The sequence below is a fragment of the Streptomyces sp. NPDC002513 genome (assembly GCF_053595355.1).
Genome location: NZ_JBSFXK010000036.1, coordinates 14,340 through 25,788, shown reverse-complemented (window position 1 = coordinate 25,788; position 11,449 = coordinate 14,340). Strand labels below are relative to the sequence as shown.

The window sequence follows — 11,449 nt, the reverse complement described above, 5'->3', positions numbered from 1 at the left end:
TACGGGAGTCAGTGCTCAGGTGACTCAACGGCCGCCGATGTGACGAGTTCTGTGAGGACGCCATGGGAATCCTTGGGGTGCAGGAACGTGATCCGCGACCCCATGGAACCACGTCGCGGCTCCTCGTACAGGACGCGTACGCCCTTGTCCCGGATGGCGGCCGAGTCCCCGTCCACGTCCGCCGTGCCGAAGGCGATGTGGTGCACGCCCTCGCCGTTCTTCGCCAGCCATTTGGCCACGGTGGAGTCCTCGCGGACGGGTTCGAGGAGCTGGAGGTAGGAGGCGCCGCCGTCATCCGTGTTGTTGATCTTCAACATGGCCTCGCGCACGCCCTGCTCCTCGTTGACCTCGGTGTGGAACACCGTGAAGCCGTACGTCGAGGTGTAGAACTCGACCGTCTTCTCCAGGTCGAAACAGGCGATTCCAATGTGGTCGATTCGCGTCAGCATGGAATCAGTGCAGCGCTCCGGCCGTGGTTACGCAACGTGCGCGCGATCACACTGACAGCCCGATGACGGGGTGCGGTACCGCTCAGTACATTCGAAGTAAACCCTCGTTCACTCCTCGGCTGTGCAGGCCGGAAGGGGATCGCAGCTCATGTCTGGAACGAACAGCACGACCTCCGTCATCGTCGCGGGTGCCCGCACCCCGATGGGGCGGCTCCTCGGCTCGCTGAAGTCCTTCTCCGGAGCCGACCTCGGCGGCTTCGCGATCAAGGCCGCCCTCGACCGTGCGGGGATCGGCGGCGACCAGGTGCAGTACGTGATCATGGGCCAGGTGCTGCAGGCCGGGGCGGGGCAGATCCCGGCGCGCCAGGCCGCGGTGAAGGCCGGCATCCCGATGACCGTGCCGGCCCTGACGGTCAACAAGGTGTGCCTGTCCGGTCTGGACGCGATCGCGCTCGCCGACCAGCTGATCCGCGCGGGTGAGTTCGACGTGATCGTCGCGGGCGGCCAGGAGTCCATGACCAACGCCCCCCACCTGCTGCCGAAGTCCCGCGAGGGCTTCAAGTACGGCGCCGTCCAGATGCTCGACGCGATGGCCTACGACGGTCTGACCGACGCGTTCGACGGCATCCCCATGGGCGAGTCCACGGAGCGTCACAACACCCGTCTGGGTCTCGGCCGCACGGAGCAGGACGAGATCGCCGCCCTGTCCCACCAGCGGGCCGCGGCCGCCCAGAAGAACGGCATCTTCGAGGCCGAGATCACTCCGGTGGAGGTACCGCAGCGCAAGGGCGAGCCCGTCGTCTTCAGCAAGGACGAGGGCATCCGCGGCGACACGACGGTTCAGACGCTGGCGAAGCTGCGTCCGGCCTTCACCAAGGACGGCACCATCACGGCCGGCTCCTCCTCGCAGATCTCGGACGGCGCGGCGGCCGTGGTCGTCATGAGCAAGGCCAAGGCGCAGGAGCTGGGCCTGGAGTGGATCGCCGAGATCGGCGCCCACGGCAATGTGGCGGGTCCGGACAACTCGCTCCAGTCGCAGCCGTCGAACGCGATCCTGCACGCGCTGAAGAAGGAGGGCCTGGAGGTCTCGGACCTCGATCTGATCGAGATCAACGAGGCGTTCGCGGCGGTCGCCGTGCAGTCAATGAAGGACCTTGGGGTTTCCACCGAAAAGGTGAATGTCCATGGCGGTGCGATTGCCCTCGGCCACCCGATCGGCATGTCCGGCGCCCGGATCGTCCTCCACCTCGCGCTGGAGCTCCGGCGGCGCGGCGGCGGCGTCGGCGCGGCCGCGCTGTGCGGTGGCGGCGGCCAGGGCGACGCGCTGATCGTGCGGGTACCCAAGGCCTGAACGGCCTCGACTCGACCTCTAGACGTGAACGTCGTGAACGCGTGAACGGAGCTGTGATGCAGGACGTCTCCTCGCTGGTGGCCCAGGCCAGGGAAGGCAAGCCGCGTGCCGTGGCCCGGCTGATCTCCCTGGTGGAGGGGGCGTCCCCGCAGCTCAGGGAGGTCATGGCGGCCCTGGCCCCGCTGACGGGCAACGCCTACGTCGTGGGCCTGACGGGTTCCCCGGGCGTGGGCAAGTCCACCTCCACGTCGGCGCTCGTGACCGCGTACCGCAAGCAGGGCAAACGGGTCGGCGTCCTGGCCGTGGACCCGTCCTCGCCCTTCTCGGGCGGCGCGCTGCTCGGCGACCGCGTCCGGATGTCGGAGCACGCGTCCGACCCCGGTGTGTACATCCGCTCCATGGCCACGCGCGGCCATCTCGGCGGCCTCGCCTGGGCCGCCCCGCAGGCGATCCGGGTGCTGGACGCGGCGGGCTGCGACGTGGTCCTGGTGGAGACGGTGGGCGTCGGCCAGTCGGAGGTGGAGATCGCCTCCGAGGCGGACACCTCGGTCGTCCTGCTGGCCCCCGGGATGGGCGACGGCATCCAGGCCGCGAAGGCGGGCATCCTGGAGATCGGCGATGTGTACGTGGTCAACAAGGCCGACCGGGACGGCGCGGACGCGACCGCGCGCGAGCTGAACCACATGCTGGGGCTCGGGGAGTCGCGGACCCCGGGCGACTGGCGCCCGCCGATCGTGAAGACCGTCGCGGCGCGCGCCGAGGGCGTCGACGAGGTCGTCGAGGCGCTGGAGAAGCACCGGGCGTGGATGGAGGAGCGGGGCGTGCTCACGGAGCGCCGGCTGGCCCGCGCCGCCCACGAGGTCGAGACGATCGCGGTGACGGCCCTGCGGGAGCGGATCGGCGACCTCCACGGCGACCGCCGGCTGGGCGCCCTGGCCGAGCGGATCGTGGCGGGCGAACTGGATCCCTACCGGGCCGCGGACGAACTGGTGGCGGGCCTGACGAACGGTTGACGGGCCGGGCCGCGCCCGGACGCCGGGAGGCTCGTGGCCGCCGGGATACGCCGGTGGCCGGGCGGAAGGCGTGTGGTTGCCGGGGGCCGGTGGCCGGGCGGAAGGCGTGTGGCTGCCGGGGGCCGGTGGCCGGGCGGAAGGCGTGTGGTTGCCGGGGGCCGGTGGCCGGGCGGAAGGCGTGTGGTTGCCGGGGGCCGGTGGCCGGGCGGAAGGCGTGTGGCTGCCGGGGGCCGGTGGCCGGCTGGAAGGCGCGTGGCTGCCGGAACCCCGAGTCCGCGGAGCCCCGTGACGTCCGGAGTCTCGTGGCAGGCCGGAAATCCGTGGTCCGTTCGGGTGCTCGCTGGTAGCGTGCCCCGCGTGTTCCTCCTCTTGGCCTAGGACCCGCCCCGGTCCGCGATCGGCATACGGCAGTCGGCCGTGACCCGTCGCGGCGCTCAGGCGTCCCGTCCGTGCCTCCCGTAGAGGAACCCCGTGTCCGCACCCCCTTCCGCGCGGCCCTCGTATGCCGCCGTTCTGCGTGTCCCGTATGCCCGCCGTACCTTCGTCGCCGCGCTGGCCGGCCGGCTGTCGTACGGGATGGTGTCCCTCGCCGTCATGTTGTCCCTGACCCGGGCGACCGGGTCCTATGCCCTGGCCGGTACGGTCCTGGCGCTCTTCGGGGCCATGACGGTCCTCCTCTCACCGCTGCGGGCGGCGCTCGTCGACCGCTACGGGCCGCGGCGGGCCCTGATCCCGATGGCGTTCGGCTACGCGGGGCTGCTGGCGGTGCTCGCCGCCGCGACCCTGCGGCCCGGCGCCCCGGCGCTGCTGCTCGGTGCCCTGGCCGTCGCCGCCGGTGCCTTCCCGCCCCCGCTGGGCCCCACCATGCGAACCGTGTGGCGCGAACTCGTCGACGACCGGCGGTTGCTGCAGCGCGCGTACGGGCTCGACGGGGTGGCCGAGGAACTGCTGTTCGTGTCCGGGCCGCTGCTCGTGGGCGTAGTGGTGCGCTGGGCCCCGCCCGCGGCCGCGGTGGCGGTCAGCGCGCTGCTGGTGGCGGCCGGGACCGTCGCCTTCGTCGCGTCCCCGGCGGTGGCCGGTGCCCGCCCCGATGCCGTGGAGGCGAGGCGTTCCGGGGGGCGGTCGCGCAGGGCGCGGGGCCTGGCGTCGCCCGTGCTGGGGGCCGCCGGGGCGGGGCTCGCGGTCGGCGCGCTCGAACTGCTGGTCCTGGCCTTCGCCCAGGAGCGGCGGTACGACGACTCCGCCGCGGCGTGGGTGCTGGCGGCGCTGTCCGCGGGCAGTGTGGTCGGCGGACTGCTGAACGGGGCGGTCGACTGGCGGGTGAGCGCGCGAGCCCGGCTGCCGCTGCTCGCTCTGGCTCCCGGGCTGGTGGTCGCCGTGGCGGGCCTGGCCCCCGGCCTCGCCTCGCTCACGGTGGCCGGGGCCTGTGCGGGCCTGTTCATCGCCCCGGCCCTCACCACGGCTTATCTGCTCGCGGACGCCTCGGCCCCGCCGGGCTTGCGCACCCGGGCCGGAGCCTGGGTCAACACCGCGGTCAACGCGGGCGGTTCGGCCGGTTCGGCGGCGGCGGGGGCGCTGGTGGGCCGGCTGCCGCTGTGGCTGTGCTTCGCGGTGTCAGGGGCGGTCACCTGCGCGGCGGCGCTGGCCGCCGTGCCCTTCGGACGCATCCCGGGACGGTCGGCGGATGCCGCGCAACCGCCGACCGAACCCGTGGCTTCGTGAGGTGAGGCGTCGGACGGGGCGGCCCTACGGCCTGCCCCGCTGGCCCCTCAGGTGCTCCGCGATCGGGAGCAGGGACTTGTGCAGTTGTTCCAGCTCGTCCGGGGAGAGCAGATCGATGAAGTGCCTCCGCACGGACGCCACATGGTGGGGCGCGACCTTTCTCATCGTCTCCAGGCCGTGGTTCGTCAGAACGGCGAACAGACCCCGCCGGTCGGACTCGCAGTTCTCGCGGCGTACCAGGCTCGCGTTCTCCATACGGGTGATCTGGTGCGAGAGGCGGCTCTTGGACTGGAGGGTGGCGGCGGCGAGGTCGCTCATGCGCATCCGCATGCCCTCCGACTCCGAGAGGTTCACCAGGATCTCGTAGTCGTTGATCGTCAGGCCGAACGGTTGCAGATCCTTTTCGAGCTGGTGCGTCAACAGCCTGTTGACCTCCAGCTGGGTGCGCCAGGCGCACTGCTCCGCATCGGTCAGCCAGCGCGTGGCCGTCTCGGTCTCCATGAATGAAGTCTACCTAAAAGGTTGAAAGGTGTACTAGTCGAGGTGGTGTGACAGTGCGCACGCGTTCGACGTCACACTCCGCAGACTACCGCTCACAGCCCGAAGCGGCGCTGGAGATCACCCAGCTGTCCGGGAAGGCGCGGTGTCCCCGGCTGTCCCTGATGACCGGGTACCCCTCCGCCACCGCTCGGTACGCCGGGCTCGTGCGGAACCGCTCCCGTGGCCTGCTCCGCCATGAGCGTCTCCGAGGACTGGAGCAGCACGGTGCCCGCTCCGAAGAACTCGAACTGGTGCTCCTCCCCGGAGGCCCCGCCGAGGCCCGTCAGTGCACGTAGACCGCCCCATACTCCGGTCAGATACCCGTGGTCGTAGTGATGGCACGGGGCCGGGCAGTCGGCCCAGCCCACCAGTGCCTGGGGGTCCACCCGGATCGGCGGTTCCATGAACACCACCGGACCGTTGGACGCGGCCACGAACGTGCCGGTTCCGATGAGCGTCAGGAAGCCGGGAATGATCGACTGCTTGAGCGCGAGACTTGGCTGAAAAGCGAGGAGATTGCCCGAGCGAATGGTCAGATTGCCGTTGTCCAGGTCGTAGGAATTCACATCGAAGGCCCGGTCGGCGAGGAGCATCTTGCCGGAGCCGTCGGCCACCACCCAGTCGCTCGCGTGCAGAGGCGAATGGAAGGACGTGCGGACGAGACGGTCGAGGCGGCCGTGTCCCACACCGTTGAACGCGATCGAGCCGTAGTACGCGATCATCTTCCCCTTCTGCAGGAACCACTGGCTCCCCTTGAGCTCCACGCAGAAGGTGTACTTGTCGACGTTGTCGTCGGCCGGCAGCGTCATCGGGTCGTACACGACGGGGCCGGCGCCCGGGTAGGTGGTCACAGCTTCTCCTCGGACGCCTGGACGTACACCGCACCACTGCCGCTCAGCTCCAGCTGGAACGCCTCGCCGGAGCCGCGGCCCACCATGTCGCGCCAGCCGAGCGCCGTGGACAGCTTGTTGCGGACGTCACCGTGGTGCGCGACGTACGCCTGGGGGTCGACATGGACCGGGCGCTGCGGGGTGATCGGCACCTCGAAGACGCCGCCGTGCGCCATCACGGCGACCGCGCCGTGCCCGGCGAGGCTGGTCGTGAACAGGCCCTGCCCGGTGACCTGGCCCCGCACCAGGCCCATGACGCCGCCCTGTGCGCCCAGGAACATCGTGCCCTGCTGGAGCGTGCCCTCGAAGGCGAGCAGACGGTCCGCCTCGACGTAGAGCGTGTCTCCGGTGAGGTCGATCACCTGGATGTGGTGGCCGCCGTGCCCGAAGAACACCGTGCCGCTGCCCTCGACCGACATCAGCGGGGTCGCCTCGCCCGCGATCCGGCGGCCGATCATCGACATGACCCCGCCCTGGCCGCCCTGGACGTTCGGGGTGAAGGAGACGTCTCCCTTGTACGCGAGCATCGCGCCCCGCTGGCTGTACAGGCGCTGCCCCGGCACGACCGTCGCCTCGATCATCTTGGCGTTCACCTCGCGGAAGCCCATGTCAGAGGTCCCCCGCGATCGTGTCGCGCTCACTGGGCTGGACGTAGACCAGTCCGTCGCCCTCGAAGCGGATCTGGAAGGCCTCGCCGCCGCCCTCGCCGAGGAACGTGCGGAACGTCACGCCCGACTGGAACGACTGCCGCAGGTTCCCCTGGTGCGCCACGTACGCGCCCGGGTCGACGGTCAGCGGGTACTGCGCGCTCACCCGCAGCACCACCGCCGGACCGTCCGACATGATCGCGGCCTGGCCGTGGCCCTCGACGGTCGTGGTGAACAGGCCGTTGCCCTGGGAGGCGCCGCGCAGGCCGGTGAACGTCGTGCCCGTGCGCAGGCCGGCGTCCGTCGCGAGGAGGTTGTTCGACTCGACGTACAGCTTGTCCCCCTGGAGGCTGACGAGGTTGATCTCGGCGGCCCGGTCCGCGAACCAGCACGTCCCGTGTCCCTTCACCTCCATCACGGTCATCTGCTCGCCGGTGAGTCTGCGGGTCACCATGCCCCGGATCCCCTCGCCGCCGCCGGTGAGCTTCTTGAAGGCCATCTGTCCGTCGTACGCGACCATCGAACCGTTCTTCGCCTTCACGGCGTCTCCGGTCATGTCGACGGCCAGCACCTTGCTGTCTTGGAGTCGGAACATCGCCACGAGGTGAAGGTAGCGGCCGGGCGGGTGGAGCGGACAGGGCCCGAAGGGGGATCCCGACCCTGACCGGACCCCTAAGGGGCCGAGGCGAAGGGGGCGAGGCCCTGGCCCGGGCGTCGTGCTCCCGGGGTCCGGGACCGCCTCCCGTGCTCCCGGGGTCCGGGACCGCCTCCCGTGATTCCGAGGCCGCCTCCCCTCGGTCCGTCGCCGACATCCGCCCCCCATGCCCGGACCGCCGCGTCCCGGATGTCACAATGGGGGACGCTTGTGCATACGTTCACAAAGCGCTGCGTCGTCAGCGAATCTCCCACCGAAGGTGACCCGTGGACATAAAGACCGCCACCGCCCTCCGCCGGCTCCGCCTGGTCTCGGCCCCCGAGGCCGTCTCCTTCCTGCTGCTGCTCGTCTGCTCGGTGCTCAAGCGCACCACGGACTTCAACGCGGTCCCCGTCATGGGCGCGATCCACGGTGTGCTCTTCATCCTGTACGTGATCTTCTGGGCGGACGCCTGGAACCGCGCCAAGTGGTCCGTGAAGACGGCCGCCGTCTATTTCGTCCTTTCCGTGCTGCCGACCGGCGGCTTCTTCGCCGAGCGGATGCTCCGCCGTGAGGCCGAGGACGCGGTCATCGCGGCCCGCGCCCGCAAGGAAGGGGTCGTGAACGCATGATCGTCGCATTCTCGGTGACACCCCTGGGTGTCGGGGAGGACGTGGGGGAGTACGTCGCCGACGCCGTGCGGGTGGTGCGGGAGTCCGGTCTGCCGAACCGCACCGACGCGATGTTCACGTCGGTCGAGGGCGACTGGGACGAGGTCATGGACGTGGTGAAGCGCGCCGTGGCGGCGGTCGAGAAGCGCGCCCCACGGGTCTCCCTCGTCCTGAAGGCGGACATCCGCCCGGGCGTGACGGACGGCCTCACCTCGAAGGTGGAGACGGTGGAGCGGCACCTGTCCGCCGGGTGAGAGCCTCCGGCAGCGAAGAGCACGGCGAAAGAACCCAGGGGAAGACCCCACGGGAAGCCCCGGCCCGGCCGGGGCTTTCCCGTTCCAGGCGTTTGAGCGACCGCTCAAACGCCTGTACTGTCAGGCCAGTTGATTTGAGCAGTCGCTCACATGGGGCCGCTGGCATGGGGGATCGGCAATGGGGCTCTACGTGGAGGCGCACATACAGGGCGATCTCGACGAGCTGTGGGCTCGGACCCAGGACCCGGCGCAGCACCGGCGCTGGGACGTCCGCGTCACCGAGATCGACTGCCTGCCGGGCGCGGAGGGCGAACCGCGCCGCTTCCGCTACGCCACGCGGGTCCTGCCGTTCCTGACGGTCCGGGGGACCGGGGTGTCGGCCGGGGAGAGGACGCGCCCGGACGGGACGCGCACCTCCGCGCTGCGGTTCTCCTCGCCGCACCCGCTGTCGCCGATCGCCGAGGGCGGCGGCTACTGGCGCTATGTGCCCGACGGTGACGGCGTCCGCTTCCTCGCCGGGTGCGACTACCGGCCGCGCTGGGGTGCCTTCGGCCGCCTCGCCGACCGGCTGCTCCTGCGGCGCCTCATGGGCTGGGCGACGGCCTGGTCCTTCGACCGCCTCCGCCTCTGGGTGGAGCGGGGGGTGACACCGGAGCGGGCCCTCGCGAACTGGTGTGCGGAGCTGGCCGTCCGGGGCCTGGTCGTCACCGTCGCCTGCACCGGCCTCGGGCTGCGCTCCCTGATCCGGCTGTTCGGCCCGTTCGCGGCGACGATGGCGTACCTGTGCCCGCTGCTGCTGACCCTCGCCATCTCCGTGGCCCTGTTCAAGGAGCCCCTCGCCGGCACTCCGGCGGCGCGCCGCTGTCTGCGCACCCCGCCGACACGGGTCGGTGCGCCGCGTCTGCTCGCCGCCCTGGAGCGGCCGTCATGATCTCGGTCTTCCCTGAGGAGGCGCGGGCGTGAGCGAGGCGACGAAGGTGAAACTGCTTCAGGGGGCGCTGCGGACGCTTACCGAGCAGGGGATCGCCAAGACGTCCGCGCGGACGATCGCGGCGACCGCCGGTGTCAACCAGGCGCTGGTCTTCTACCACTTCGGCACGGTGGACGAGCTGCTGGCGGCCGCGTGCCGGTACGGCACGGAACAGCGGGTGGCGCGGTACCGGGAGCGGCTGGAGAGCATCGGCTCGCTCGGTGAGCTCCTCTCCTTCGGGCGGGAGATGCACGAGGAGGAGAAGGCGGCCGGGCATGTGGCGGTGCTGGGCCAGCTGCTGGCCGGCGCCCAGACCCACCCCCGGCTCGCGCCGGCCACGGCGGCCGGGCTCGACCTGTGGATCGCGGAGATCGAGCGGGTGCTGGTGCGGGTACTGGCGGCGACACCGGCGGGGGTGTTCGCGGACCCGGCCGGCCTGGCCCGCGCGGTGTCCGCGTCCTTCGTCGGGATCGAGCTGTACGAAGGAGTGGACCCGGAGGGGGCGCGCGCCGCCCTGGCCGCCCTGGACCAGCTGGCGTCCCTGGTGGCGGCCCTCGACGATCTCGGCCCGGTGGCACAGCGGGCGGTACGGCACGCACTGCGCCGGACCTCCCGCGCGTAGGGCGCGCCCCCCGGCCGTGGAGCCGCACCCACCGCGCCTACCGCCGCACCGCCGCTCGGGAGGCCGCCGCAGCCCGCGCCGGCCTCCGCCGCACCCCGCTCAGGAATCCGCCGCAGCCCGCGACGGCCCCCCCGGTGCTCACCGGTTCCGTTCCAGGTGCTCCTTGAAGTGCTCCAGATCACCGCGGACCAGCCGCTCGATCGCGTTCGCCTGGGCGAACCCCTTCGGTCCGCCGAAGGTCTCCCTGACGGGCCCGGGATCGTACTCCAGCCGCGCCTGGACGCGGGTGTGGTCCTGGTCGATCGGCTGCAGCGAGAACGACCCCGACAGCCGGGGGTCGCCCGTGGTGCGCCACTCCATCACGCGCCGGTCGCCGTGGTCGGAGACCTCGGCCTCGAACGACCGGGACCGGCCGCCCGCCTCGACGTCCAGACGCGTCCGGCCGCCCGCCTCCGGACGGGCGTCGCGTACCCCGTCCAGGAAGCGCGGATAGTCCTCCGCGTGGTGCAGGCTGTCCCAGGCCGCGTCGATCGGGACCGCGATGTCGACGTGTTCCTCGAGGGTGCTCATGGCTCACCTCCACGTTCGCCCCGTACCCGGGGCCCTCTGCCTCCAGTGTGCGCCCGCCGCCCCTGGGGCGACCGAAAGGCGAGACGGTGCTGACCAGCATGTGACCGGCGGGTAAGGTCGATGCCGTGCCGAAGCCGCTCAGCCTGTCCTTCGATCCCATCGCCCGCGCCGACGAACACTGGACGCAGCGGTGGGGCAACGTGCCGTCGATGGCCGCGATCACCTCGATCATGCGGGCCCAGCAGATCCTGCTCGCCGAGCTGGACGCGGTCGTGAAACCGTACGGACTCACCTTCGCGCGGTACGAGGCGCTGGTCCTGCTCACCTTCTCCAAGGCGGGCGAGCTGCCCATGTCCAAGATCGGCGAGCGGCTCATGGTGCACCCCACGTCCGTCACCAACACCGTCGACCGGCTGGTGCGCTCCGGGCTGGTCGCCAAGCGGCCCAATCCCCACGACGGCCGCGGCACCCTGGCCTCCATCACCGAGAAGGGCCGCGAGGTCTGCGACGCCGCCACCCGTGAACTGATGGCGATGGAGTTCGGGCTCGGGGCGTACGACGCGGAGGAGTGCGCCGAGATCTTCGCGATGTTGCGCCCGCTGCGCGTCGCCGCGGGGGACTTCGCGGGCGAGTAGCCCCGGGGCGGCGCCCCACGGGCGCCCGGGGGCACCCGAAGATCGCCCCAAACGTGCCGTTACGCTCGGAGCCATGAAAAAGAGCGTGCTGACCCGCTATCGCGTGATGGCCTACGTCACCGGTGTGCTGCTGGTCCTGCTGACCCTCGGTGTCATCGCCAAGTACGTGCTCGACGTGAACGGTGCCGCGGACTTCACCCGCGTCGTCGGCATCGCCCACGGCTGGCTGTACGTCATCTACCTGGTCTTCGCCTTCGACCTGGGCTCCAAGGCCAAGTGGCCGGTCGGCAAGCAGCTCTGGGTGCTGCTGGCGGGGACCATCCCCACCGCCGCCTTCTTCGTGGAGCGCAAGGTCACGCACGAGCTTCAGGCGCGGGTCGCGGAGGGTACCCCCGCGGTCGCCGAGGCGTAGCGGACACCGCCGTACGGAAGCCGTACGGCGGTCTGCCATCGACAGATACTTGGACGTCCTAGTAAATTC

Annotated in this window: 15 protein-coding genes; 9 read left to right on the top strand and 6 right to left on the bottom strand. The window is 71.2% G+C overall.

Annotation, left to right across the window (positions count from 1 at the left end; genetic code table 11):
• Positions 1–8 precede the first annotated feature (8 nt).
• Entirely contained in the window at positions 9–449 is a 441-nt protein-coding gene (gene mce, locus ACWD5Q_RS22615) for a methylmalonyl-CoA epimerase (protein WP_451428838.1), read from the bottom strand.
• A 148-nt stretch (positions 450–597) separates the two neighbouring features.
• Between mce and ACWD5Q_RS22610 the strand changes: the two genes are divergently transcribed.
• From ACWD5Q_RS22610 to ACWD5Q_RS22600, 3 genes are all read left to right on the top strand, one after another.
• Positions 598–1,800 (top strand): acetyl-CoA C-acetyltransferase, encoded by a 1,203-nt coding sequence (locus ACWD5Q_RS22610; protein ID WP_451428837.1) that lies wholly within the window; start codon positions 598–600, stop codon positions 1,798–1,800.
• A gap of 56 nt (positions 1,801–1,856) precedes the next feature.
• Complete coding sequence (gene meaB, locus ACWD5Q_RS22605) at positions 1,857–2,813, top strand: methylmalonyl Co-A mutase-associated GTPase MeaB (RefSeq protein ID WP_451428836.1); 957 nt, start codon at positions 1,857–1,859, stop codon at positions 2,811–2,813.
• A 471-nt stretch (positions 2,814–3,284) separates the two neighbouring features.
• Positions 3,285–4,535, top strand: a complete 1,251-nt coding sequence (locus tag ACWD5Q_RS22600) for an MFS transporter (protein WP_451428835.1) — start codon at positions 3,285–3,287, stop codon at positions 4,533–4,535.
• 24 nt (positions 4,536–4,559) lie between these two features.
• On the opposite strand, the gene ACWD5Q_RS22595 is transcribed toward ACWD5Q_RS22600, so the two are convergent.
• The 4 genes from ACWD5Q_RS22595 to ACWD5Q_RS22580 form a co-directional block, all read right to left on the bottom strand.
• Positions 4,560–5,036 carry a MarR family winged helix-turn-helix transcriptional regulator gene (locus ACWD5Q_RS22595; protein WP_451428834.1) on the bottom strand — a complete coding sequence of 159 codons (477 nt, stop codon included), beginning with the start codon at positions 5,034–5,036 and terminating at the stop codon, positions 4,560–4,562.
• Positions 5,037–5,128: 92 nt separating this feature from the next.
• Positions 5,129–5,884, bottom strand: a complete 756-nt coding sequence (locus ACWD5Q_RS22590; RefSeq protein ID WP_451428879.1) for an AIM24 family protein — start codon at positions 5,882–5,884, stop codon at positions 5,129–5,131.
• A 38-nt stretch (positions 5,885–5,922) separates the two neighbouring features.
• Entirely contained in the window at positions 5,923–6,573 is a 651-nt protein-coding gene (locus tag ACWD5Q_RS22585; protein WP_451428833.1) for an AIM24 family protein, read from the bottom strand.
• 1 nt (position 6,574) lies between these two features.
• Positions 6,575–7,207, bottom strand: a complete 633-nt coding sequence (locus ACWD5Q_RS22580) for an AIM24 family protein (RefSeq protein WP_451428878.1) — start codon at positions 7,205–7,207, stop codon at positions 6,575–6,577.
• A gap of 326 nt (positions 7,208–7,533) precedes the next feature.
• On the opposite strand from ACWD5Q_RS22580, the gene ACWD5Q_RS22575 reads away from it, so the two are divergent.
• From ACWD5Q_RS22575 to ACWD5Q_RS22560, 4 genes are all read left to right on the top strand, one after another.
• Positions 7,534–7,878 (top strand): DUF3817 domain-containing protein, encoded by a 345-nt coding sequence (locus ACWD5Q_RS22575; protein WP_451428832.1) that lies wholly within the window; start codon positions 7,534–7,536, stop codon positions 7,876–7,878.
• Positions 7,875–8,171 carry an MTH1187 family thiamine-binding protein gene (locus ACWD5Q_RS22570; protein WP_451428831.1) on the top strand — a complete coding sequence of 99 codons (297 nt, stop codon included), beginning with the start codon at positions 7,875–7,877 and terminating at the stop codon, positions 8,169–8,171. The genes ACWD5Q_RS22575 and ACWD5Q_RS22570 overlap by 4 nt, the downstream gene beginning before the upstream one ends.
• Positions 8,172–8,349: 178 nt before the next feature.
• Positions 8,350–9,102: an SRPBCC family protein gene (locus ACWD5Q_RS22565; protein ID WP_451428830.1), complete on the top strand. Its 753-nt coding sequence runs from the start codon at positions 8,350–8,352 to the stop codon at positions 9,100–9,102.
• A gap of 28 nt (positions 9,103–9,130) precedes the next feature.
• Positions 9,131–9,763 carry a TetR/AcrR family transcriptional regulator gene (locus ACWD5Q_RS22560; protein WP_451428829.1) on the top strand — a complete coding sequence of 211 codons (633 nt, stop codon included), beginning with the start codon at positions 9,131–9,133 and terminating at the stop codon, positions 9,761–9,763.
• A 138-nt stretch (positions 9,764–9,901) separates the two neighbouring features.
• Here ACWD5Q_RS22560 and ACWD5Q_RS22555 read toward each other — a convergent pair whose 3' ends face one another.
• A complete protein-coding gene (locus ACWD5Q_RS22555; RefSeq protein WP_451428828.1) occupies positions 9,902–10,333 on the bottom strand; it encodes an SRPBCC family protein in 432 nt (143 codons plus the stop codon).
• A 125-nt stretch (positions 10,334–10,458) separates the two neighbouring features.
• Between ACWD5Q_RS22555 and ACWD5Q_RS22550 the strand changes: the two genes are divergently transcribed.
• Both ACWD5Q_RS22550 and ACWD5Q_RS22545 read left to right on the top strand, forming a co-directional pair.
• Positions 10,459–10,968, top strand: coding sequence for a MarR family winged helix-turn-helix transcriptional regulator (locus ACWD5Q_RS22550; RefSeq protein WP_451428827.1), 510 nt, complete (start codon positions 10,459–10,461; stop codon positions 10,966–10,968).
• A gap of 73 nt (positions 10,969–11,041) precedes the next feature.
• The gene (locus ACWD5Q_RS22545) at positions 11,042–11,380 is read left to right on the top strand and encodes a DUF3817 domain-containing protein (protein ID WP_451428826.1); all 339 of its coding nucleotides are present in this window, start codon (positions 11,042–11,044) and stop codon (positions 11,378–11,380) included.
• Positions 11,381–11,449: the final 69 nt, after the last annotated feature.

What these genes read in the sequence shown, in the direction of transcription:
- mce (WP_451428838.1), bottom strand. Translation starts at nt 449, where the DNA reads ATGCTGACGCGAATCGACCACATTGGAATCGCCTGTTTCGACCTGGAG.
- ACWD5Q_RS22610 (WP_451428837.1), top strand. Translation starts at nt 598, where the DNA reads ATGTCTGGAACGAACAGCACGACCTCCGTCATCGTCGCGGGTGCCCGC.
- meaB (WP_451428836.1), top strand. Translation starts at nt 1,857, where the DNA reads ATGCAGGACGTCTCCTCGCTGGTGGCCCAGGCCAGGGAAGGCAAGCCG.
- ACWD5Q_RS22595 (WP_451428834.1), bottom strand. Translation starts at nt 5,036, where the DNA reads ATGGAGACCGAGACGGCCACGCGCTGGCTGACCGATGCGGAGCAGTGC.
- ACWD5Q_RS22590 (WP_451428879.1), bottom strand. Translation starts at nt 5,884, where the DNA reads ATGACGCTGCCGGCCGACGACAACGTCGACAAGTACACCTTCTGCGTG.
- ACWD5Q_RS22585 (WP_451428833.1), bottom strand. Translation starts at nt 6,573, where the DNA reads ATGGGCTTCCGCGAGGTGAACGCCAAGATGATCGAGGCGACGGTCGTG.
- ACWD5Q_RS22580 (WP_451428878.1), bottom strand. Translation starts at nt 7,207, where the DNA reads ATGTTCCGACTCCAAGACAGCAAGGTGCTGGCCGTCGACATGACCGGA.
- ACWD5Q_RS22570 (WP_451428831.1), top strand. Translation starts at nt 7,875, where the DNA reads ATGATCGTCGCATTCTCGGTGACACCCCTGGGTGTCGGGGAGGACGTG.
- ACWD5Q_RS22565 (WP_451428830.1), top strand. Translation starts at nt 8,350, where the DNA reads ATGGGGCTCTACGTGGAGGCGCACATACAGGGCGATCTCGACGAGCTG.
- ACWD5Q_RS22555 (WP_451428828.1), bottom strand. Translation starts at nt 10,333, where the DNA reads ATGAGCACCCTCGAGGAACACGTCGACATCGCGGTCCCGATCGACGCG.
- ACWD5Q_RS22545 (WP_451428826.1), top strand. Translation starts at nt 11,042, where the DNA reads ATGAAAAAGAGCGTGCTGACCCGCTATCGCGTGATGGCCTACGTCACC.